Source organism: Xanthobacter pollutisoli, from assembly GCF_040044995.1.
Lineage (GTDB): Bacteria > Pseudomonadota > Alphaproteobacteria > Rhizobiales > Xanthobacteraceae > Xanthobacter.
In genome coordinates this window covers 95956-117726 of the sequence record NZ_JBDZDP010000002.1, presented here as the reverse complement: position 1 = coordinate 117726, position 21771 = coordinate 95956, and the positions used below count along the sequence as shown (strand labels likewise).

General features: G+C 67.9%; 18 protein-coding genes, 1 tRNA gene and 1 pseudogene. 9 read left to right on the top strand and 11 right to left on the bottom strand.

The genetic code is table 11. The features are described from left to right. Positions 1 to 4: 4 nt before the first annotated feature. The 5 genes from ABLE93_RS05900 to ABLE93_RS05880 form a co-directional block, all read right to left on the bottom strand. Entirely contained in the window at positions 5 to 3160 is a 3156-nt protein-coding gene (locus ABLE93_RS05900) for an efflux RND transporter permease subunit (RefSeq protein ID WP_348838622.1), read from the bottom strand. A gap of 4 nt (positions 3161 to 3164) precedes the next feature. Then, on the bottom strand, positions 3165 to 4325 hold the full coding sequence (locus ABLE93_RS05895; protein WP_348838621.1) for an efflux RND transporter periplasmic adaptor subunit: 1161 nt from the start codon (positions 4323 to 4325) through the stop codon (positions 3165 to 3167). Positions 4326 to 4493: 168 nt separating this feature from the next. Beyond that, positions 4494 to 5717, bottom strand: a complete 1224-nt coding sequence (locus ABLE93_RS05890; RefSeq protein WP_348838620.1) for an aminotransferase — start codon at positions 5715 to 5717, stop codon at positions 4494 to 4496. A gap of 34 nt (positions 5718 to 5751) precedes the next feature. Further along, the gene (locus ABLE93_RS05885) at positions 5752 to 6075 is read right to left on the bottom strand and encodes a hypothetical protein (RefSeq protein ID WP_348838619.1); all 324 of its coding nucleotides are present in this window, start codon (positions 6073 to 6075) and stop codon (positions 5752 to 5754) included. Positions 6076 to 6150: 75 nt separating this feature from the next. After that, positions 6151 to 7929, bottom strand: a complete 1779-nt coding sequence (locus tag ABLE93_RS05880) for a potassium/proton antiporter (protein WP_348838618.1) — start codon at positions 7927 to 7929, stop codon at positions 6151 to 6153. Positions 7930 to 8150: 221 nt separating this feature from the next. Between ABLE93_RS05880 and ABLE93_RS05875 the strand changes: the two genes are divergently transcribed. Further along, positions 8151 to 8378 carry a hypothetical protein gene (locus ABLE93_RS05875; RefSeq protein ID WP_348838617.1) on the top strand — a complete coding sequence of 76 codons (228 nt, stop codon included), beginning with the start codon at positions 8151 to 8153 and terminating at the stop codon, positions 8376 to 8378. 65 nt (positions 8379 to 8443) lie between these two features. Here ABLE93_RS05875 and ABLE93_RS05870 read toward each other — a convergent pair whose 3' ends face one another. The 5 genes from ABLE93_RS05870 to ABLE93_RS05850 all read right to left on the bottom strand — a co-directional run bounded on the left by ABLE93_RS05870 (position 8444) and on the right by ABLE93_RS05850 (position 12367). Beyond that, positions 8444 to 8614 (bottom strand): hypothetical protein, encoded by a 171-nt coding sequence (locus ABLE93_RS05870; RefSeq protein WP_348838616.1) that lies wholly within the window; start codon positions 8612 to 8614, stop codon positions 8444 to 8446. Between the two features lie 126 nt (positions 8615 to 8740). Then, positions 8741 to 8983, bottom strand: a complete 243-nt coding sequence (locus ABLE93_RS05865; RefSeq protein ID WP_348838615.1) for a hypothetical protein — start codon at positions 8981 to 8983, stop codon at positions 8741 to 8743. 162 nt (positions 8984 to 9145) lie between these two features. Continuing rightward, entirely contained in the window at positions 9146 to 10114 is a 969-nt protein-coding gene (gene egtD / locus ABLE93_RS05860) for an L-histidine N(alpha)-methyltransferase (protein WP_348838614.1), read from the bottom strand. Continuing rightward, the gene (gene egtB, locus ABLE93_RS05855) at positions 10114 to 11391 is read right to left on the bottom strand and encodes an ergothioneine biosynthesis protein EgtB (RefSeq protein ID WP_348838613.1); all 1278 of its coding nucleotides are present in this window, start codon (positions 11389 to 11391) and stop codon (positions 10114 to 10116) included. The genes egtD and egtB overlap by 1 nt, the downstream gene beginning before the upstream one ends. A gap of 151 nt (positions 11392 to 11542) precedes the next feature. Further along, positions 11543 to 12367, bottom strand: a complete 825-nt coding sequence (locus tag ABLE93_RS05850) for a LysR family transcriptional regulator (RefSeq protein WP_348838612.1) — start codon at positions 12365 to 12367, stop codon at positions 11543 to 11545. Positions 12368 to 12461: 94 nt separating this feature from the next. Here ABLE93_RS05850 and ABLE93_RS05845 point away from each other — a divergent pair, with 94 nt between their 5' ends. The 4 genes from ABLE93_RS05845 (at position 12462) to ABLE93_RS05830 (ending at position 15096) form a co-directional block, all read left to right on the top strand. Then, complete coding sequence (locus ABLE93_RS05845; protein WP_348838610.1) at positions 12462 to 13577, top strand: NAD(P)H-dependent flavin oxidoreductase; 1116 nt, start codon at positions 12462 to 12464, stop codon at positions 13575 to 13577. Positions 13578 to 13672: 95 nt separating this feature from the next. After that, on the top strand, positions 13673 to 14632 hold the full coding sequence (locus ABLE93_RS05840; RefSeq protein WP_348838609.1) for a PDR/VanB family oxidoreductase: 960 nt from the start codon (positions 13673 to 13675) through the stop codon (positions 14630 to 14632). Between the two features lie 48 nt (positions 14633 to 14680). Beyond that, complete coding sequence (locus ABLE93_RS05835; protein WP_348838607.1) at positions 14681 to 14881, top strand: hypothetical protein; 201 nt, start codon at positions 14681 to 14683, stop codon at positions 14879 to 14881. A 138-nt stretch (positions 14882 to 15019) separates the two neighbouring features. After that, positions 15020 to 15096, top strand: a tRNA-His gene (locus tag ABLE93_RS05830). 193 nt (positions 15097 to 15289) lie between these two features. Here ABLE93_RS05830 and ABLE93_RS05825 read toward each other — a convergent pair. Beyond that, positions 15290 to 15515 (bottom strand): annotated as a pseudogene (locus ABLE93_RS05825) (hypothetical protein); the annotation flags it as partial. Between the two features lie 183 nt (positions 15516 to 15698). Here ABLE93_RS05825 and ABLE93_RS05820 point away from each other — a divergent pair. The 4 genes from ABLE93_RS05820 (at position 15699) to ABLE93_RS05805 (ending at position 21770) form a co-directional block, all read left to right on the top strand. After that, positions 15699 to 16616, top strand: coding sequence for a LysR family transcriptional regulator (locus tag ABLE93_RS05820; RefSeq protein WP_348838606.1), 918 nt, complete (start codon positions 15699 to 15701; stop codon positions 16614 to 16616). 85 nt (positions 16617 to 16701) lie between these two features. Then, positions 16702 to 18768: a hydantoinase/oxoprolinase family protein gene (locus tag ABLE93_RS05815; RefSeq protein WP_348838605.1), complete on the top strand. Its 2067-nt coding sequence runs from the start codon at positions 16702 to 16704 to the stop codon at positions 18766 to 18768. A 2-nt stretch (positions 18769 to 18770) separates the two neighbouring features. Beyond that, on the top strand, positions 18771 to 20552 hold the full coding sequence (locus tag ABLE93_RS05810) for a hydantoinase B/oxoprolinase family protein (RefSeq protein ID WP_348838603.1): 1782 nt from the start codon (positions 18771 to 18773) through the stop codon (positions 20550 to 20552). Positions 20553 to 20582: 30 nt separating this feature from the next. Then, complete coding sequence (locus ABLE93_RS05805) at positions 20583 to 21770, top strand: ABC transporter substrate-binding protein (protein WP_348838602.1); 1188 nt, start codon at positions 20583 to 20585, stop codon at positions 21768 to 21770. Position 21771 lies beyond the last annotated feature (1 nt).

Below are 21771 nucleotides of genomic sequence, written 5' to 3'. Positions count from 1 at the left end.
AGCCTCATTCGGCGGCGACGCGCTCCGGCAGCGGCGGGGCCCCGTGGGGCTTGTCGTGGGCCTCCTCGTGACGGCCGGACACCGCGTGATGCACGATGGCGTCGAGCCGGTCGAGATAGAGATAGATCACCGGCGTGATGAAGAGCGTCAGCATCTGCGACACCAGAAGCCCGCCCACCACGGCGACACCGAGCGGCTGGCGCAGCTCGGAGCCGGCGCCGGCGCCGAGCGCGATGGGCAGCACGCCGAAGATGGCGGCGAGCGTCGTCATCATGATGGGCCGGAACCGCAGCAGCGCCGCCTCGCGGATGGCGTCCTGCGCCGGCACGCCGGCACGCCGTCGTTCCAGCGCCACGTCGATCATCATGATGGCGTTCTTCTTCACGATGCCCACCAGCATGATGATGCCGATGATGGCGATCACCGACAGCTCCATCCCCGCCGCCATCAGCGTCAGCAGCGCCCCGATGCCGGCCGACGGCAGGCCCGAGAGGATGGTCAGGGGGTGGATGAAGCTCTCATAGAGGATGCCGAGCACGATGTAGATCACCACCACCGCCGCAAGGATCAGCAGCGGCTGGTTGGACAGCGAATCCTGGAACACCTGGGCGGTGCCCTGGAAGCCGGTGGTGATGCTCACCGGCACCTGGGCGGCGCGGGCGGTGGCGTTGATCTCCTCCACGGCCTGGCCGAGGGCGACGCCGGGCGCGAGGTTGAAGGAGATGGTCACGGCCGGCTGCTGCTGCTGGTGCTGCACCGAGAGCGGACCGATGGTGCGCTTGATGTTGGCCACGGTCTCCAGCGGCACCACATTGCCCGATCCGGTGCGCAGATAGACCCGGCCGAGGTCGTTGGGGTCGCGCTGGAAGCGGGGCTGCACCTCGGCGATGATGGAGAACTGGTTGGTGTCGGTATAGAGCGTGCCGACCTGACGCGTGCCGAACTGGGTATAGAGGGCGTCGCGCAGCTGCTGCTCGTTGATGCCGAGGGCTGCCGCCTTGTCCCGGTCGAGCTCGATGGTGAGCTGCGGATTGGAGATCTGCAGGTCCGAGGTCACGTCCCTGAGCCCCGGCAGGGCGGCGAGGCGCTGCTCCATGTCCTTTGCGACGGCATAGAGCGTCTCGGAATCCGAGCTCTGGAGCGTGTACTGGTACTGGCTCTTGGAGGCGACGCCGCCGACGTTGATGTTCTGCACCGGCTGGAAGAAGGCGTTGACGCCCGGCACCTGGGACACCCGCCGCCGCAAATTCTGGATGACCTCGTTGGCGGTGAGCGTGCGCTCACCCTCCTTGGTGCCGCGCGGCTTGAGGGCGATGAACAGGCGGCCGGTGTTGGTGGTGCGGCTGATGCCGGTGGCGCCGGCGGTGGAGACGAGATAGTCCACGTCCGGATCGGCGCGGACCACGTCCGCCACCTGCTTCTGCCGCTCCACCATGGCGGCGAACGAGCTGTCCGTCGCGGCCTCCACCGTGCCGGTGATGAAGCCGTTATCCTCCTGCGGGAAGAAGCCCTTGGGGATGATGACGTAGAGATAGACCGACAGGCCGACGGTCGCGAGCGTCACCACCAGCATGAAGGGCCGGTGGCGCAGCACGAAGTCGAGGCTCACGCGGTAGGCCGCGAGCCATACATCGAACATGCTCTCGGTGACGCGGAAGAACCAGCCGGGCTTCTTGGAATGGTCCACCGGCTTCATTATCCGCGCGCACAGCATGGGCGTGAGGGTGAGCGAGACGAAGCCGGACACGAGGATGGCGACCGAGATGGTCACGGCGAACTCGCGGAACACCCGGCCCACCACGCCGCCCATGAACAGCACGGGGATGAACACCGCCACCAGCGACAGCGTCATGGAGATGATGGTGAAGCCGATCTCGCGCGAGCCGCGCAGCGCGGCGCGGAACGGCTTCTCGCCGTTCTCCACGTGGCGGTAGATGTTCTCCAGCACGACGATGGCATCGTCCACCACGAAGCCGACGCACAGGGTGAGCGCCAGCAGCGTCATGTTGTTGATGGAATAGCCCAGCACCCACATGGCGGCGAAGGTGGCGATGATGGAGAGCGGCAGCGCCAGCGACGGGATGAGGGTGGCGCGCACGTTGCGCAGGAACAGGAAGATCACCATCACCACGAGGACGACCGCCTCGAACAGGGTCTTCTGCACGTCCGCCACGGCGTCGCGCACGGAGACGGAGCGGTCGTTGAGCACCTCGATGTTCACGGCGCCGGGCAGCTGGGCGCGGAATTCCGGCAGGCGTCCGCGCACCTCGTCCACCACCTGCACGGTGTTGGCGTCCGGCTGGCGGACCACGGCGAGCACCACGGCGCGGCGGTCGTTGAACCAGCTCGCCACCCGCTCGTTCTCCACGCCGTCCGAGACGGTGGCGATCTCTTCAAGGCGCACCACCGATCCGTCCCGCGCCTTCACCACGATGCGGCGGAACTGGCCGGCGTCGGCCTTGGGGGTGCCCATGTCGATGGTCTGGGCCTGCTTGGGGCCGGAGACGATGCCGAGCGGGGTATTGGAGGCCGCCGCCTCCACCGCGCGCTGGATGTCGTCCGACGAGATGTTGCGGGCGCCGGCGGCGGCGGGATCGACGCGGATGCGCACCGCATATTTCTGCGAGCCGTAGATCTGCACCTGCGCCACGCCGGGCAGCTGGGAGATCTGCTGGCCGATGAGCGTGTCGGCATATTCGTTGACCGCCGACAGGGGCAAAGTGTCGGAGGAGATGGCGAGCAGGATCACCGGCGCGTCGGCGGGATTGACCTTCCGATAGCTCGGCGGCGTGGTCATCTCGTCGGGCAGCTGGCGCTGCGCCACCGAGAGGGCCGACTGCACGTCCAGAGCCGCCGCGTCGATGTTGCGGTTGAGGTCGAACTGCACCGTGATGGAGGTGGAGCCCTGGGTGGACGAGGAGGTGAGCGAGGAGATGCCGGCGATGGTGGCGAGCTGGCGCTCGATGGGCGTCGCCACCGACGTCGCCATGGTCTCGGGGCTGGCGCCGGGCAGCGACGCGCTGATGTTGATGGTGGGAAAATCGACGCGGGGCAGCGCCGCCACCGGCAGCTGGCGATAGGCGAACAGGCCCGCCACCACCAGCGACAGCATCAGCAGCGTGGTCATGACCGGACGGCGGATGCACAGCTCCGAGAACATGGGCTCAGCTCCCCGCCACCGGCGCGGGCCGGGTTCGCACGTTCACCCGGATGCCGTCGCGCAGCGAAAGCTGGCCGTCGGTGACCACCGTCTCGCTGCCATCCAGACCCTTGGAGATGACGCTGCGCCCGTCCACCGTCCGCGCGACGGTGACAGGGCGAACCTTGGCGATGCCGTCGTCCACCACGAAGACGAAATTGCCGTCCTGGCCGTTCTGCACCGACTCGCTCGGCACCGCGACCACGTTGTTCTCCACCCTGAGCGTCACCGTGACGGCCCCGAGAGTGCCCGGCCACAGCCGGTCGTCGGTGTTGGGGAAGATGGCGCGGGCGGTCAGCGTGCCGGTCTGCGGGTCCACCGTATTGTCGATCACCGCCACGGAGCCGCCGGAGATGACCTCGCCCGAGCCCTGCAGGGTGATGGAGACGGTGGCATCCTTCGCGGCGCGAAGCCCGGAGATGTACCGCTCGGGCAGGCCGAAGGCGACGTAGATGGGATTGATCTGGCGCACGGTGGCAAGGGTGTCGTCCACCCGGATCACGGTGCCCGGGCGGACGGCGGAGACGCCGACCCGGCCTGAGACGGGGGAGCGGATCTCGTAATAGCCGCGCTGGACCTTGAGGGAGTCGAGATTGGCCTGGTCCTGCGCCACCGTCGCCTTCTGCACGTCTGCGGTGGTGCGGGCGTCGTCCACCTGCACCTGCGACACCGCATTGCGGGAGGCAAGGCCGGAATAGCGCTCCACGTCCCGCAGGCTCTTGTCGAGCTGGACCTTGTCGCGGGCGAGCGTCGCCTCGGCCTGCTGGATCTGGGCGTCGATGACGCGGGCATCAAGCGAATAGAGGAGATCTCCCTCCTTCACCGTCGCGCCGTCGGAGAAGCCGACCTTCTCCACCGCGGCCGCAACGCGCGAGCGGATCGGCACGGTAACCATGGATTCCACCGTGCCCAGCGCCTCGACCCGCACCGGCAGGGAGGTACGCTCGGCCTTGCCGGCGAGCACCGAAATGATCCTTTGCTGCGGACTGGGCGTAGGCCGCTGTGCGGCGGCGCTCATCCACGGCTTCTTGTCCCAGACCCACGCGCCGGCGCCCAGGAGCGCGAGACAGAAGATGGCGAGGACGATCCGTCGTCCCGCACTACGCGATCGCTTTTGGGCGTCCATGCAATCCTCGATTGGGGCGCGGTCCCGGACCCTGCGCGGCAATGCAACAATAAAACGATTGCAGGGTCCAATTAAGGTTTGGTCAGGTAGCCCAATGCGGTCAAGCAGAGCAATGACAGCTTCGTGATCGACGGGCCGCAGCCCGCGTCATCTTGAGCTGCGCCGTCCTCAGAGCGCCCGGCGCAGCGCCGCGAGCTGCTCCAGCGCCCGGTCGATGGTGGCGTCGTGCTTCGCGAAGCAGAAGCGCACCACGCTCTTCACCGCATCCTGCGCATAGAAGGCCGACACCGGAATGGTCGCCACCTTGTGGCTGCGCACCAGGTCGAGGCAGAAGGCCTCGTCGTCCAACGCGTCGGCGTGCGCCGCGAGTTCGATGGACAGGAAATAGGTGCCGCGCGAGGGCAGCACCGAGAAGCCGAGCCCGGCGAGCCCCTGCGCCAGCCGGTCGCGTGAGCGCTGGAGCGCCGCACGCATCTCGATGAAATAGCTGTCGGGCTTGCCGAGGCCGTAGGCCACCGCGGCCTGGAGGTTCGGCGGCGTGGTGAAGGTGAGGAACTGGTGGGCCTTGGACAGGACCTTCATGACCGCCGGCGCCGCGAAGACCAGCCCCACCTTCCAGCCGGTCATGCCGAAGATCTTGCCCGCGGACGAGATCTTCACGGTGCGCTCGCGCATGCCGGGCAGCGCCATCATGGAGCAGAACTCGACGTCGTCGAAGATCACGTGCTCCCACACCTCGTCGCACACCGCGTAGCTGTTGAAGCGCACGCAATACTCCGCCAGCAGCGCCAGCTCGGCACGCTCATAGACGACGCCGGTGGGGTTCTGCGGATTGTTGAAGAGCACCAGCTTGGTGCGCTCGGAGAACACCGCGTCCAGCTTCTCGCGGGTGATGCTCCACGCCGGCGGCTCAAGGCGCACCAGCCTGGGAATGCCGCCGGCCCGCTTCACCAGGGGCAGGTAGGCGTCATAGAGCGGCTGGAACAGCACCACCTCGTCGCCCGGCTCGATGAGGGCCATGAGCGCGCCGGCCAGCGCCTCGGTCGCGCCTGAGGTCACCATCACCTCGCTGTCGGGATCGAGCTCCAGCCCCTGCCAGCGGCGGAAATGCGCGGCTGCGGCGCGGCGCAGTTCCGGCAGGCCCATCATGGGCGGATACTGGTTCCAGCCGTCCACCACCGCCTCGGCGGCCCGGCGGCGGACATCCTCCGGGCCCGGATCATCCGGGAAGCCCTGGCCGAGATTGACCGCCTCATGGGTCCGCGCGAGCTGGGACATCACCTCGAAGATGGTGGTGGGCAGCTCGGCATAGATGGGATTGAGCGGCCGGGCGGGCACGGCGATCACGCCGGGAGAACCGGCACGGGATTTGGTGTGGGCTTCAGACGTCATGGCTTGGTCGCGGCGTGGAGGAGGCCCGCACCGTTTAGACCCTTCCGCCGCCATGGGAAAGCCCGGCCGAGACCGGCGCCTCGCCCGCCATCAGCGGACCGAGGGCGGCGATCAGCGCCTGGGGCGTCACCTGGGCCATGGGCATCAGCACCTTGGCGGCCTCGGTGCGCCGGCCGGGGCGCATGACGAGAACCACCGTCTCCGCGCCGCCGCAGGCGGGATCGCCGCAGGAGATTTCCGAGACCGAGACGGTCGCCGCCTCGTCCAGCGCCAGCGTGTCGCGCACCAAATCGGCAAGGACGCGGGCGGCGTCGCGTGTCGCATCCGCCTCGCCGCGCCGGCGCATGAACAGTCGCATTCCCCGGTCTCCTCTGCTGCTCCTGTTTCACCCACGCTCGCGGCAGGAGCGTGACGGCTTCCCCTATCGGCGCCGTCAGTCCAGATCGCCGTTGCCCTCCGGCTCCATGCGCAGCATGCGCCGCGCCCAGGCGATTGAGCGGCGGATGCGCCCGGGCTCCAGCCGCAGCACCGCCCAGGCCACGCGGCCCTCCACCACCTCGCGCACCTCGATCACCGCATGACCGAAGATGATGCGCATGCCCGGCGCCGGCTTGTCATCGGAGCGGTCGGCGAAGGCGTCCGCGATGGTGAGGCCGAGCTCGTTGGTGGGCACCGCAAGGCCGTAGAAGCTGGCGAGGTCGCCGAGCCTGACCTCGCCGACGAAGGGAAAGGCGGCGCTGTCGTTGAGGGGCGTCGCCTCCTGCGGCCGGAAGAGGCGGTCCAGCTGATGCACCTGCTGGGGCGGCGACAGCACGTAGCCATAATCTCCGGCCTTGAGCGCACCCGCAGCTTCGGGCGTGAGGGTCTGCCGGCCGCGCACCACCATCACCAGCCGCGCCCAGGCGGGCAGCTGCCCCTGCCCCACCGCCGGCGTGCCGTTCATCACCGGATAGGCCACAAGCTCCATGTCGACCTGACCGGGCAGGTCGATCTCGAAGCGCCGCACCCCCGGCGCGGGATCGGAGAGCGCCACGTCGAGCCTGCGGGCGGCAAAGCCCATGGTCCAGCCGTGCAGGATGAGGGAGATGAGCACCACCGCGAAGGCGATGTTGAAATAGACCTCGGCCTGCGGCAGGTGCGCCAGCATGGGAATGGTGGCGAGGAAGATGGAGACCGCGCCGCGCAGACCCGCCCAGGACACGAACAGCTTCTCCTTGGTGGAGAAGCGGAACGGCGCGAGGCACAGGAACACGGCGGCGGGGCGGCCGACGAGGATGAGGAAGGCCGCGACGCCGAGGGCCGGCAGCCCGTACTGCATGATCTTGTCGGGCGAGACGAGGAGGCCGAGCATCACGAACATGACGATCTGGCACAGCCAGGTGAGGGTATCGAGGAACGAGGTGATGGAGGCGATGGCCCGCACCGGCCGGTTCCCCACCACCAGACCCGCGAGATAGACCGCGAGAAAGCCCGAGCCGTGCATGAGCGAGGTGAGGGCGAAAACCAGCACCGCGACGCCCACCACCATCACCGGATGCAGGCCGCCCGGCAGGTCCACCCGGTTCAGCAGCGCCACCAGGGCATAGCCGCCGGCGAGGCCCATGCCCGCGCCCACCAGCAGCTCCCTGAGCGCGCCGAGCACCACCACGAGCCCGGGATCACCCATGTGGCTGGTGAGCATCTCCACCAGCAACACGGTGAGGAACACCGCCGCCGGATCGTTGGTCGCGGATTCGATCTCGATCACCGAGGCGACCCGGCGCCCCAGATGCAGGCCCTGCGCCCGCACCAGGAAGAGCACCGCCGCCGCGTCGGTGGAGGCGACGATGGCACCCACCAGAAGGCTCTCCATGGTCCCGAGCCCGAGCAGCAGCGCGGCCACCAGCGCCACGAGGGCGGCGGTGAAGCCAACGCCCACGGTGGACAGCGCGATGGAGGGCAGGACGGCGCCGCGCATGCTCGCAACCCGCATGCGCAGCCCGCCGTCGAACAGGATCACCGCGAGGGCGGCGGAGCCCACCATGTAGGTGGCCCAATAGTCATCGAAATGGATGCCGCCCGGCCCGGCCTCGCCGGCGGCGACGCCGATGATGAGAAACACCAAAAGGATAGGCGCGCCGAAGCGGGCGGCGAGCAGGCTCGAAAGGGTGCCGACCACCACCAGCGCTGCAACCACGAGCAGGACAAGATTTGAGACAACAACCGAACCCATGAACCGCGAGCGCCTTGATCCGAGAAGCGTCGATGAGAGTCGCGACAATGCAACAGTAGCGCCCGAATGAGCCAAGGCGTAAGGTTCCGATCGTCGCGGTGCCGAGGTGCCGAAGGTGCGCGGCACGGACCGATCCGGGGGCGGAAAGGGACGCGATAATGTCGTTTACCGGCTCTCCTTGCGCATACCTCGTGATGGCGATGGTACGCGAAGGAGGCAGCTTGGTCCTGGAGAGCGAAACGATTTGTTTCGATGAGGACCTGGCGATTTCGATGGCCACCGGCGACGGGGCCCATTGCACTTGGGTCGGGGTCTACGCGCTGGACGCGGAGGGGCGCTCCTTGCAGGACAGCGCCCTGTTCTCCGTTGGCTCGCTGGATCAACGCCGCCCGTCCGGCAGCGTCTATGGACCGGTGCGCGGAGCCGAAAATTGCGCTCCCCCATCCTGAGCCATCGCGCGGCCACTGGCCCCGGCGGACCGGTGATGACGCTGGGGCAGCAGCTGGCGGATGGTTCAGCGCGCCGCAGATGATCCCCGCCCGTTCACGAACGCCACGGCTTCGAACAGCGACTCGAAATTCCGCACGCTGACCCTCCGGCTTCCGCACAGGTCGCAGCGCAGGCGCACGCCTTCACCCTCCGGCCCGGCAAGGACCGGACGGTCGACGGCTGGGCGCTCGGTCATGGGGTCCTTGGCGGAGAGCATGGAACGGCGACCGCATCGGTCGCATTGGGCGCAGATCATCGACGAAGAGAGCACCTCAAAGGCGGTGGGATCAAGGCCCGTGTCCGGAGCGCGCTGCCGGGCGCGTCAGAGCAGCGCTTTGGCGCGAAAGAACAGGCGCACCTGCCGCTCGGCGAAGGCGATGTCCTCCGGACGCCCCGCCTCGGCCGCGCCGATCAGGGCCTTCAGCGCCGAATCCAGCTCTGGCCCGCTCTCCCCTTCCGCGAAAAGCTGAAGCAGGAGGCGGCCGCAGTCGGACAGCGTGACCAGCCACGAGCCGTCGTGGAGCCAGATGGGTTGAGAGAGTTCGCGGGTCCAGTAGCGTGCCATAGTCTTGGATCAACCGCGCCGGCTCATCTTTGTTTCGCGCCGACGCGAGCATCTTGCGTAACGAAAGGTTGGCACAGACAGGCGGTCTTGCCGCATCCGGCGCGACGAAAAGGCCTCCCTTGAGGGAGGCCTCCATCGTGCTGCGCAGAAGCGAGGGTGCCCTCACCGCCGCTCCAGCATCGCCACCGCGAACCAGCCGCGGGAGTCGGTCCACACCGCCCGCTCGTGCCATCCCGCCGCCTGCGCCATGTCGAGGAAGACCGGCACGGCGTATTTGTGGGAGTTCTCGGTGTGGATGGTCTCGCCCGCCGCGAAGGGAAAGCGCTGGCCGCAGACGCGCACCACCTGGGAGCGCCGGCTTTCCAGATGCATCTCGATGCGGCTTGCTTCGGCATTGAAGAAGGCGCGGTGGCCGAAGGCGGCTGGGTCGAAGTCCGCCCCGAGTTCCCGGTTCATCCGCGCGAGCAGATTGAGATTGAATGCCGCCGTCACGCCCTGCCGATCGTCATAGGCCGCTTCCAGCACGGCGCGATCCTTCGGCAGATCGAAGCCCACCACCAGAGCCGAGTCCGGGCCCAGCACCTCGCCCGCATGGGCGAGGAAACTGCCGGCGGCCTCCGGGGAGAAATTGCCGATGGTGGAGCCCGGAAAGAAGCCGAGCCGCCGCCCGCCCTCGAGCGCCGGCAGATGCAGCGGACGGGTGAAATCCGCCTCCACCGGCGTCATGGCGACGTCCGGATAATCCGCCGCGAGCCGCGCGACCGCCGCCCGCATGTGGGGGCCGGAGATGTCGATAGGCACATAGGCGGCGGGCCGCTCAAGGGCGTCGAGCAGGAGGCGCACCTTCACGCTCGAGCCGGAGCCGAACTCGACAAGACTGGCATGGGGGCCGGCAAACGCCGAGATCTCACCCGCCCGCGCCGTCAGGATCTCAAGTTCGCTGCGGGTCGGATAGTATTCCGGCAGACGGCAGATCAGATCGAACAGCCGCGAGCCGGCCTCATCATAGAAATACTTCGGCGAAAGCGCCTTGGGGCTGGACGAGAGGCCTTCGATGACGTCGGCGCGGAAGGCGTCCAGCTCCGGATTTTCCTGATCGGGCGCCACGCAGGCAAGGGCACTCTGAGCCATCACGCGTCCTCCGCGAGCCGCAGGCCGGCGAAGCACCAGCGCTGGTGGGGATAGAAGAAGTTGCGGTAGGTCGACCGGATATGGTCGGCCGGGGTGGCAAAGCAGCCGCCGCGCAACACCATCTGCGACGACATGAACTTGCCGTTGTACTCGCCGAGCGCACCGGGCGCGGGGCGATAGCCGGGATAGGCGACATAGGGGCTCGCCGTCCATTCCCAGACGTCACCATACATCTGCGCCGGCCGCCCCTCGCCCGCCGGCATCGGGCGCAGGGCGCCGGTGTCGAGGAGATTGCCGGCGACGGGCACCTCGCGGGCCGCCACTTCCCATTCCGCCTCGGTGGGCAGGCGCCGCCCGACCCAGCGGGCGAAGGCGTCGGCCTCGTAATAGCTCACATGCACCACCGGCGCGGCCGGGTCGACGGCGCGCAGACCGCCTAGGCCCATGGCCTGCCAGCCCGCGTCGCCATGCTGCCAATAGAGCGGCGCTTCATATTCACCGGACTTCACCCGCGCCCAGCCATCGGCGAGCCACAGCTCGGGGCGGCGGTAGCCGCCGTCCTCCATGAAGTCGATCCACTCGCCATTGGTGACCGCGCGGCTGGCGAGGCGATAGGGGCGCAGCAGCACCTCATGGCGCGGGCTCTCGTTGTCGTAGGAAAAGCCCGAGCCATCGTGCCCGATCTTGAAGATGCCGCCGGGGTGATCGATGAAGTCGAGGGCAGCGGCGGGGCGCGCCTCGTCCATGCGAAACGTGCGATAGGCGGGGTGGAGCGGGTTGGCCGAGAACAGGTTGAGGATGTCCATCAGGATCAGCTCCTGATGCTGCTGCTCGTGATTGATGCCGATCTCCACCAGCGGCGCGAGGCGGGCGAAGGCCTCATCGTCCGCGCCTTCCAACAGCCCGGCCATGGCGTCGGTCACGTGGCGGCGATAGCCCGCCACTTCCTCGACGGTCGGCCGGGTGATGAGGCCGCGGGCGAACCGCGCATGGCGGGGGCCGGCCGCCTCGTAATAGGAATTGAACAGGAACGCGAAGTCGGCGTTCGCGACCTCATAGCCGGGCGCATGGGGCACCAGAAGGAAGGTCTCGAAGAACCACGAGACATGCGCCATGTGCCATTTGGTGGGGCTGCAGTCGGGCATGGACTGCACAGTCTGGTCTTCGGGATGAAGGCCCGCGGCCAATTCCTCGGTCCGCGCGCGCACATCGAGGAAGCGGGTCAGCATTGCGCCGCGCGGGGATTGCGGCGAACGCGTCTTGGGGAATGTACTCATCTCACCTCGCGCCTCGGGAGCGGATCGCGCTCCCGGCATAAACGCCGAAACCCACTGATGGGTTCTACGGCGGGCTTCGTTGGGTGGAAGCAGATCGTTACCGCCGCGGCGCGGATCTGCGCACACGAAGTCGCGAGCTTCTCCCCCGACCTTACGGAACAACAAGCGCCAGCACCGCATCGATGGAACGCCGCGAGGGGCTGGCGGGACGGAACACCGCCATGGTCCGCACCTGCGCCTGATCCGGTGGGAGGGCGCGGGTCGTAACCTCCCCCGCCGAGCGCCACCGCTCCACCGCGGCAGCCGGCAGCAGGGTGCGGCCGAGGCCGGCGGCGACGCAGCCCATGATGCCGTCGAGGGTGCCCATCTCCAGCGCGGGCAGGTCGCCGAAGAGGGATTGCAGGCGCGCGCGATAGCAGCAGCCGGCACGGAACACGATCGCCGCCCCGTCCGGCTCCGCGGCCGGCGGGCGCACCTCCACCAGCGTCTCTTCCCACAGCGGCTGGCAGGAAAAGCGCGCGTCGGCCGCCTCTTCCGCCACGAAGGCGACGTCGATTCCGCCTTTCGCCAGCGCCGCCATCAGCGCGCCGCTGGTGCCGGTGGAAATGTCCAGCCGCAGGCCCGGCAGACGCGTGCGGATGGCCTTGAGCAGCGGCGGCAGGCGCACCGCTGCGGTGGTCTCCATGCTGCCCAGGCGCAGGGGCGGCCACAGGTCCGCCGCGCTTCGCAGGCGATCCTCCGCCTCGGTGCAGAGGCGGACGATGCGCGCGCCATAGTCCAGCGCAAGGGTGCCGGCGGCGGTGGGCACCATGCGGCCGTCCACCCGCTCCACCAGCTTCTGGCCCAGACGGTCCTCCAGCTTGCGCAGCCGCGCCGTGACATTGGACTGCACGCAGCCCAGCCGTGCGGCGGCGCGGGTGACGCTGCCGGTCTCGGCCACCGCCTCAAGGAAGCGGAAATCGCGGATTTCCATCATCAGAAGTGAACTAAATCATCTCAATCTTTCAATTTCAATGATGATGATCGTCGCCATAATGCACCCGCCCCGCCCGTGCCCGAGGAGACCGACAGTGACGCAAACGCCCGATGCCCTCTGGCCCGACCGGCGCATCCTCGACCTCTTCGGCATCACCCATCCCATCCTGCTGGCGCCGATGGCGGGGGCCGGAACGCCGGAGCTTGCCATCGCGGTGGGGTCGGCCGGCGGTCTGGCTTCCCTGCCCTGCGCCATGTACGCGCCGGATGACCTCGAGGCGGCCGCGCGACAGGTGCGCGCCGCCGTGCCGGGCCGTCCGCTGAACCTGAATTTCTTCTGCCATGTTCCGCCGCAGCCCGATCCCGCGCGGGCCATGGCCTGGCGCGCGCGCCTCGCCCCCTATCACGTCGCCGAAGGGCTCGACCCCGCGGCGGCGCCGCCGGCCGGCGGCCGCGCGCCCTTCGACGACGCCTTCTGCGCCAAGGTGGAAGAGCTGCGGCCCGAGGTGGTGAGCTTCCATTTCGGCCTGCCGGAACCGCGTCTGCTGGACCGGGTGAAGGACAGCGGCGCCCGGGTGATCTCATCCGCCACGACGGTGGCGGAGGCGCGCTGGCTGGAGGCGCGGGGGTGCGATGCCATCATCGCCATGGGGCTGGAGGCCGGTGGCCATCGCGGCCTGTTCCTCGGCGACGACGTGACGGGGCAGGACCTCGCCCGTCAGGTCGGCACCTTCGCTCTGGTGCCGCAGGTGGTGGATGCGGTGTCGGTCCCGGTGATCGCCGCCGGCGGCGTCGCCGACGCGCGCGGCATCGTCGCGGCGCTGGCGCTGGGCGCGGCGGCGGTGCAGATCGGAACCGCCTTCCTGTACAGCCCGGAGGCCCGCATCCCCGCCGTGCACCGGGCCGCCCTCGCCGCGGCCACCGACGATGCGACGGCGGTGACCAACATCTTCACCGGCCGGCCGGCGCGGGGCATCATGAACCGGGTCATGCGCGAGGTCGGCCCCATATCGGCCGAGGCGCCCGCCTTCCCTCTGGCCGGCGGCGCCCTCGCGCCGCTGCGCGCCAAGGCCGAGGCGGAGGGGCGCGACGACTTCACCAATCTGTGGAGCGGCCAGGCCGCCGCCCTCGCCCGCCCCCTCGCCAGCGGCCTGCCCGCCGCCGACCTCACCCGCCGGCTGGCGCAGGAGGCGCTGGCCCGCCTCGCCTGACGCTGGGGCATTTCCAGTGACCGGCGGACCCCGCCGGTTGGCCCCGGCCTTGCAACGCTCTTCCGCACAAGCGTTCCGTGCGGATGGAGGATGCGATGTCGGACGAGGCCCTGAGCCCGGTTATCGTGAAGCGCAAGACGATCGAGGCAGAGAATATGGCCTCGTTCGAACTCGTCCCTGCGGAGGGCGATGAGCTCCCCGCCTTCACTCCCGGCTCCCATGTGGACGTGACCCTGCCCGGCGGGCTGGTGCGCCAGTATTCGCTTTGCAACAGCGCTAGCGAGCGCCACCGCTACGTGATCGGCGTGTGGAAGGATGCGAACAGCCGCGGCGGCTCCAAGACCTTGTTCCAGCAGGTGAACGAGGGCGACCGCCTGGCCGTCGGCACGCCGCGCAACCGCTTCGAGGTGCCGCGCGACGTCAAGCGCGCCCTGCTGTTCGCCCGCGGCATCGGCGCGACCCCGGTGCTCAGCATCGCCGACCATCTGAAGGCGAAGGGCATCCCCTTCGAATTCCATTACCTCTTCGCCGGTGGCTCGCCCGGCTCGTTCCGCGCCACCATCGAGGCCTCGGCCTATGCCGAGAACACCTCCTTCTATTTCGAGGCCACCGAGCCGCGCCTCAATGCGGTGTCGCTCCTCGCCGACCGGCCCGACGACACCCACATCTTCGTGTGCGGGGTGGACTGGTGGCTCGATCCCATTCTCATCACGGCCCAGCAGAAGGGCTTCGGCGTCAACCGCATCCATGTGGAGCGCTTCACCGCCAAGGCCGCCGCGCCGCTGCTGGACAAGGTCTTCGACGTGAAGATCGCCAGCACCGGCAAGGTCATCAAGATCCCCGGCGACCGCTCGGTGACCACGGCGCTGGAAGAGGCCGGCGTGAAGGTGCCCACCGCCTGCGAGCAGGGCGCCTGCGGCACCTGCAAGGTGAAGATCCTGGAGGGCGAGGCCGACCATCGCGACAAGCGCCTGAAGCCGGAAGAGAAGGCCCAGGGCTATTTCCTTGCCTGCGTCTCGCGTGCCAAAGGCGACCTGCTGGTGTTGGATTTGTGACAATTCCAGCACGCTTGCAGGGGTCTCTGGCGCAGGGAGGATCGGTCCATGGTTACTGAAGAAGATGTCTGGCGCACCGCCTTCATCATCGCCGAGCAATATGGCCCCGAGGGCGTCGCCTTCGCCCAGCGCATGGCGGAGAGCTTCGAGATCGGCGCAAAGGTGGAGGAGCACCGGGTGTGGGTCTCCATCATGAGCAAGGTCTCCGCCCTCACCCAGGAAGAGGACGACGCCGAGCGTCCGAACTGACGCCCGGCGGGCCTGTGCCGGCAACGGGCTGCGGCCTTTGCCGCGCCCTGTGGCCAATGGCATTCAGCCCCTTGAAATTGCCGATCGTGGCGCGTAGGTTCCGCCCTCTCTTCCGGCGCCCGCGGGCGCCGGAGCCTTGCAGGTGTAGCTCAGTTGGTTAGAGCGCCGGTCTGTGGAACCGGAGGTCGGTGGTTCGAGCCCACCCACCTGTACCATCGCAAATCCCTCAGAAATCCAGGTAATCTATCCTGACACCCGCTCCCGGATGGCGCATCCGGAGCCGTGAGTCGCGACCGAGTCGCCACGCCACCAAATGCCTGAGTCCTCTGCGGATGCGTAACCTATCCGGCTTCGCCTTGAACGCGACGCAATGGTTCCCCCTCCCCTACAGCACCTCTCACACCATTTGAGGTTCTGCGCAGCGAGCGCGGCCTTGTCCTGCGGCAGGAACCGGCCGTAATGGCTCGCGACCATCTCCGGCTGTCCTGAATGGCGTATCTCGCCCGTTCGCAGGAGCCCGTTGCCTTCAAAAAAGAGACGCCAGCATGTCTCGTATGTTGTGCGGCCCATGCGGCAGCAGATCCTTGATGGCCCCGCCCTCGGTAGAGGGGTGGTAGATGCCATAGCGCTGTATCGTCTGTCCTTAACGCTGGTCCATTGATCTCGCCGCCCCTGATTGGATCTGGGGCGTCCTCTTGTCATCCACCGCCGCCGCGCTTGCTATGGATTGAAAATCTTCGCACTCCTCGGTTCCATGACGACCTGACGCCAGCTGGCCCCGACGTGTGGCCGGCGGGAAAATACGGAGCCTGTCTGCGTGCCGGACATTGATGACTTCCGTCTGTTTGTCGCGGTGGCGCAGTCGGGCAGCTTCGCGGCCGGCGCGGAGGCATTGCGGATATCGCCGTCCCTTGCCAGCCGGCGGATCGCGTCGCTCGAAGAGACGATGGGCGCGCGGCTTCTGCGCCGGTCAACGCGAAGGGTGCAACTGACCGATGCGGGCGCGCGGTTCTTTCGGTGGGCTGAGCAGACCATCGCCAGTTACGAGGACATCAGCGGCGAGATCGGCATGCAGGCGCAGGAGCCGGTCGGCACCGTTCGCATCGCCGCGAACGACTATATGGGGCCTCGATATCTGCTCGACGCGGTGACCCGGTTTCGCGAGCAGCATCCCCGGGTCCGGCTCGTGCTCTCCCTCCAGGAGGACCCGATCGCGGCGATCAAGCTGGGATACGACATCGCCATCCATGTCGGTCCGATGCCGGAGGAGACGCTGGTCGGTCGGCGGATCCACACTTATCGCCGGCTCATCTGCGCCGCGCCGGACTATCTCGCGTCACACGGGACGCCGACCTCGCCCGACGACCTGGAACGTCATAACTGCCTCGTGCACAGCCTGAACGACACGCAGCGCTGGACCTTTCGCAATCAGGAGGGGGCGTTCGTCACACGCGACGTGGGTTCTGTGATCGAGACGAACAGCTATCCGGCCCTGCTGAACCTGGCGATACGCCGGCTGGGGCTGATCCGGATCGCCGACATGATGGCGGCACCGGCGATCGCCCGAGGCGATCTGCAGGAGGTGCTTGCCGATTTCAGGAGTGTCGATCCTGATGGCCGGGATCCTGCGGTCTGGCTCACCTATGCGGAGCGGCCGCGCTTGCCGAGTGTGCGCCTCATGGCCGACTACCTGCTCGAAACCCTGAAGGCCCTTTCGGAACCCGCTACGGATTGATGTAAAATCTGCACGCCAGTCCGTAGCCGCGCGGCCTTTTTCGCTTTTCCCCCTTCGCTAGGTTTGGCGAAACAGGAAGGGCGGGATGCGATATCTCATTGCGGCAGACACGGGCGGGACCTTCACGGATCTCGCCGTACACGACACCCAGAACGGCCAGACTCACTTCGGCAAAACGCTCACGAACTACGGCGATCTCGTCGCCGGAGTGCTTGAGGGCCTGTTTGATACGTCCGCGGAGCTCAGCGAGGCACGCCTCGTCAAGCACGGAACGACCCATGTCATCAATGCGCTGATCCAGAGGAGCGGCGCGCGCGTGGCGCTGGTGACCACCGAGGGGTTTCGCGATGTGGTCGAGATGGCGCGCGGAAACAGGCCGATCCCGTTCGAAATCGGCTTCCGCCGCAATCCCCCGCTGGTGGAGCGGTCGCTCTGCTTCGAGGTGCCGGAGCGGATAGATCACAACGGCGCGGTGCTGCTCCCTCTGGATGAGCCGGCGCTGGAGACGGTGGCGGAGGCGATCCGGGCGGCGAACGTGGAGGCGGTGGCCGTCTCCTTCATCAACGCGTATCGCAATTCGGACCACGAGGATCGCGCCGAGGCGGTGCTGGCCCGTCTTCTGCCGGGCGTGTTCGTCACCAGCGGAACGCGCCTCAGCCGGGAATGGTCGGAGTTCGAGCGGGCGACCACCGCAGTCGCCAACGCCTATGTCGGCACCAATATGGACCGCTACATCGCCGATTTCGTTGCGCGGCTGCGGGAGCAGCGGTTCGACGGCCCCCTGTACATGATGGGCTCGAACGGCGGGATCATGTCGACGGCACAGGCGCGCCGGCAGCCCATCGCTCTGCTGGAGTCCGGCCCCATCGGCGGGTGCATCGGGGCCGGTGCCTATGCAACAGCCCTCGGCCTTGACCGCCTGATCGCGTTCGACATGGGCGGCACGACGGCCAAGTGCGCGCTGGTGGAGGATGGCAGCTTCGACGTCCAGAGCACCTATTATGTCGGCGGCTACGAACGGGGCTTCCCGGTGCGCACGCCGGTCCTCGATATCGTGGAGGTGGGCGCCGGCGGTGGGTCGATCGCCTGGATCGATGCGCAAGGCCGCCTCAGGGTCGGCCCCCGCAGCGCGGGGTCTGATCCCGGCCCGATCGCCTTCCGCCGGGGTGGCGTCGAGCCCACCGTCACCGACGCCAACGTCGCGCTCGGCCGCATCGGTCCCGACAGCTTCATGAACGGGCGTCTGCCCCTCGATCTGGATGGAGCCCGGGACGCAATCCGCGATCGCCTCGCCGCGCCCCTCGGCTTCGAGGGTGAGGGCGGCACGGATCGTGTCGCGCAGGGCGTCCTGGACCTCGCGGTTGTCACCATGACCGGCGCCATCAAGGAGATCACCATCGAGCGCGGACGCGATATCCGAGACTATGCGCTGTTCGTCTTCGGTGGCGGCGGCCCGATCTTCGGTAGCGAGCTGGCCCGCGAGTTGGGGATCGGCCTTGTGGTCGTGCCTCCGCAGCCGGGCGCCTTCTCCTCGCTGGGGATGCTGATGGCGGAGGCGCGGCTCGACCTCGCACGCACCATACTCACGCGCCTCAGCGACGCCGGAATGGAGGAGGTCCGCTCCGGCTTCGAGGCACTGACCGCCGAGGCCTCGGACAATGCCGCCGCCGAGTTCGGCGTGGCGGGCGCGACCTTCGAGTACGAAGCGGACATGCGCTATCGCGGCCAGAAGCACACCGTGCGCGTGCGCCTGGAGCAGCCGTTCACCACCGCGTCGGCGCGACGGGCTTTCGAGGCCGGCTACAAGGCCCGCTACGGGCGGCTGAATGACGGCGGCGAAATCGACTTCGTGGTGCTGCGCGTCGGCGCGCTGGTGCCCATCCCGCGCCCGAACCTGTCTGACCTCGTTCCCGAGGTCGGGGCTACTGCGGCACCCGTGCCGCGCTTGCGGCAGGTGCACTTCGAAGCCGTGGGCGGGCGCCTCGTCACGCCGATCTATCGGCGGGCGGAACTGCCGGTGGGATTTGCTGCCGAAGGGCCGGCGGTGATCGAGGAATACAGCGCGACCACCATCGTCGGCCCCCTCGACCGGATCGAAGTGGGCCGGCTCGGTGAACTCCGCATCACCTGCCCGGCGGCTTCCAGGAGATAATCGTGACGACCCTCGCAACGCGCACCACAGGTGCCATGGCGGCCAGGCCGCCGATCGACTCGATCACCCTCGAGATCATCCGCCACCAGCTCGCCGCGATCCCCAACCAGATCGAGCGCAACATCGAGCGCACCGCCTTCAGTCCGCTGGTCTACGAGTACAAGGACTATTCCGTCGGCTTCGTCGATCCTGTCGGCCGCCTCGTCGTGCAGTCGCGCGGCAGCCTGCCGATCTTCGTCGCGAACGCCCTGGGAACGGCCGTCCGCGAGGGGCTGGAGGTTCTGGGACCGGACCAGATCCATGACGGTGACATCGTCATCACCAACAATCCGGCCTGGCTGGGTCAGCATCTCAACAATGTGGTCGCCTACACGCCTGTCAGGGTCGAGGGTGAGCTGATCGGGTTCTTCGCCGTGCTCGTCCATTGGGTCGACGTGGGTGGCTCGGTGCCCGGCTCGTGCGTCGCGAGCAACACGACCGACGTGTGGCAGGAAGGACTGCAGCTGCCGACACTGAAGCTGCTCGAACGCGGCCGCAAGCGGCCGGAGCTGTTCAGGCTCATCGCCGCCAATACCCGCTTTCCGGCCTTTCTGCTCGGCGATGTAGAAGCTCAGATCTCCGGCTGCCAGACTGGCCACGATCTGGTTCAGGAGATCACCGCGCGCCACGGCCTCGAAGCCATCAAATCCGCCATCGTGGCCATGTGGGACGGCGCGGACCACGCGGTGAAGGCTGCCCTCGCGCGGGCCAGGCCCGGAACCTACATCGCGCGCGCGGAACTCGACGACGACGGTGTCACGCCCGGCCGCCGGGTTGCCGTCGACATCTCCGTCACGCTGAGCGCCGAGGAGATCCTCGTCGACTTGTCCGGCCTCGGCCCCCAGACTGCGGGCCCGTTCAATGCCGGTCGCAACGGCGGCGCGATCGCCGCCGCCCGCATCGCCTGCAAGTACTTGTTCTCCCCCGACACGCCGGTGAACGATGGCGATTTCAGGCGCTTGCGGGTCGAGATCCCGGATGGCCGGTTTCTCAGCGCATCGCCCGATGCGGCCATAGGGCATTCGGGATCAACAGTCCCGACTGTCGTCGACGCCATCCTGAACGCTTTCGGTCAGGCTCTCCCAGAGCGGGCAGCGGCGGCACATCACGGCATCTACGGCATCCACGCCTTCGACGGCCGCAATCCCGAAACCGGCGAGCGATTCCAGCACCTCGATACGGTGACGGGCGGCTGGGGCGCGACGGCAGTCGCCGACGGACCAAGCCCGTACCGCTCCAACGGCCACGGCGATGTGCCTGATGTGCCGGTGGAGATGCAGGAGAGCTTCTTTCCCTATCGCATCGAGGCCAAGCGCCTGCGTCCCGACAGCGGCGGTGTGGGCCGGTGCCGCGGTGGACTCGGGGTCGAGAAGGTCTATCGCATCCTCGGTGACTGCCGTCTGGTGGTCGGGTTCGACCGAGTCGCCTGCCCGCCCTGGGGTGTGCATGGGGGCGGCGCCGGCCTGCCCGCGAGCGTGGAGATCCTCCGCGCGAACGGAACGCGCGAAAGCTTCAGCAAGGGCGAACGCCGGCTTAGCGCGGGTGACTTCGCCTATGTCCGCAGCGGCGGCGGCGGCGGGTTCGGCCCCGCGGTCGAACGATCCGTGGAGGACGTCCTGCGCGACGTGCGCCTCGGCTATGTCAGCCGGGAGGGCGCCGAGCGGGACTACGGCGTCGTGCTGAGCGACGACGGCATCGACGAGGCGGCTACCGCGGCACGCCGAAGTACCATGTCGAGCCGATAAAAATTCAAATATAAACTGGGAGGAAACAAAATGAATCTGCGATCCAGATGGGCCGCTCTTGTGCTTTCATTTGCGGCCCTGTCCGCGAATGCGGCCGCTGCGGCCGAGCCGATCAGGATTGGCGTGCTTTCGGACATGAGCGGGGTCTTCTCCGACTTCTCCGGTCCCGGCTCGGTCGTGGCCGCGCAGATGGCGGCGGAAGAGTTCAAGGATCTCGGGCCGATCGAGATCTTGCGGGCCGATCATCTGAACAAGTCGGACGTGGGGGCGGCGATCGCGCGGCGCTGGTTCGACGTGGACAAGGTCGACATCATCGCCGACACCATCGGCTCGGCGGTCGGCCTCGCGGTTGCGGCCGTGGCGCGAGAAAAGGGGAAGGTCGCGATCTTCTCCGGCGCCGGCGCCAACGACCTGTTCGGCGTCGCCTGTTCCAAGGGCGGTTTCGTGTGGGCGTTCAACGCCTATTCCAACGCGCATGTCATTGCGTCTGCCTTGATGGATAAGGGCTTTAAGAGCTGGTACCTGATATCCCAGCAATCGGCCTGGGGCCGATCGACCGAGGAGACGATGCTCGCGGACCTCAACAGCCGCGATGCACGGGTCGCAGGCGTGGTCCGCATTCCCATCCTCACCGAGGACTTCACCTCGTTCCTGACGACCGCCCAGGCCTCCCGCGCAGATGTGGTTGCGATCCTGGGCGGGGTCGTCGCCAACCAGGTGAAGCAGGCGACCGAGTTCGGCGTTCGCCAGGGAGGCCAGCAGCTCACCAATCCCATGATCTGGGAGCATCAGGTGTTCGGCGCCGGACTTGAGAACGCGCAGGGAATGTACGTCGCGGCGCCCACCTATTGGGACCTCGACGAGGGCACGCGGGAATGGGCCAAGGCGTTCAGCAAGCGGACGGGCTACGCGCCATCCATGACGCACATGGGGACCTATAGCGGCGTCCGACATTTCCTGCAGGCGGTGCGCAAGACGGGCAGCCGCGACCTGTCCGTGGTGACCGAGGAGATGCGGCGCACGCCGGTCGAGGACGCGACAACCCATGGCACTATCCGCCCCGACGGTCTGGTTTCGCGTGACTACTACCTGTTCCAGGTAAAGTCCCCTGCGGAATCCAAGCAGCCCTGGGACATCTACAAGGTAATCAAGAAGATCTCCGCAGCCGACGCCATGCCGCCCCTCAAGGGCAGTGCCTGCCCGCTGGTCCACGACTGAG

Bases quoted from the DNA above. Each gene is read 5' to 3' on its own strand.
- ABLE93_RS05840 (WP_348838609.1), top strand. From the start codon at position 13,673: ATGTCGGACGAGGCCCTGAGCCCGGTTATCGTGAAGCGCAAGACGATC.
- ABLE93_RS05850 (WP_348838612.1), bottom strand. From the start codon at position 12,367: ATGATGGAAATCCGCGATTTCCGCTTCCTTGAGGCGGTGGCCGAGACC.
- ABLE93_RS05805 (WP_348838602.1), top strand. From the start codon at position 20,583: ATGAATCTGCGATCCAGATGGGCCGCTCTTGTGCTTTCATTTGCGGCC.
- ABLE93_RS05815 (WP_348838605.1), top strand. From the start codon at position 16,702: ATGCGATATCTCATTGCGGCAGACACGGGCGGGACCTTCACGGATCTC.
- ABLE93_RS05865 (WP_348838615.1), bottom strand. From the start codon at position 8,983: ATGGCACGCTACTGGACCCGCGAACTCTCTCAACCCATCTGGCTCCAC.
- ABLE93_RS05895 (WP_348838621.1), bottom strand. From the start codon at position 4,325: ATGGACGCCCAAAAGCGATCGCGTAGTGCGGGACGACGGATCGTCCTC.
- ABLE93_RS05900 (WP_348838622.1), bottom strand. From the start codon at position 3,160: ATGTTCTCGGAGCTGTGCATCCGCCGTCCGGTCATGACCACGCTGCTG.
- egtD (WP_348838614.1), bottom strand. From the start codon at position 10,114: ATGGCTCAGAGTGCCCTTGCCTGCGTGGCGCCCGATCAGGAAAATCCG.
- ABLE93_RS05890 (WP_348838620.1), bottom strand. From the start codon at position 5,717: ATGACGTCTGAAGCCCACACCAAATCCCGTGCCGGTTCTCCCGGCGTG.
- ABLE93_RS05880 (WP_348838618.1), bottom strand. From the start codon at position 7,929: ATGGGTTCGGTTGTTGTCTCAAATCTTGTCCTGCTCGTGGTTGCAGCG.
- ABLE93_RS05870 (WP_348838616.1), bottom strand. From the start codon at position 8,614: ATGACCGAGCGCCCAGCCGTCGACCGTCCGGTCCTTGCCGGGCCGGAG.
- egtB (WP_348838613.1), bottom strand. From the start codon at position 11,391: ATGAGTACATTCCCCAAGACGCGTTCGCCGCAATCCCCGCGCGGCGCA.
- ABLE93_RS05885 (WP_348838619.1), bottom strand. From the start codon at position 6,075: ATGCGACTGTTCATGCGCCGGCGCGGCGAGGCGGATGCGACACGCGAC.
- ABLE93_RS05835 (WP_348838607.1), top strand. From the start codon at position 14,681: ATGGTTACTGAAGAAGATGTCTGGCGCACCGCCTTCATCATCGCCGAG.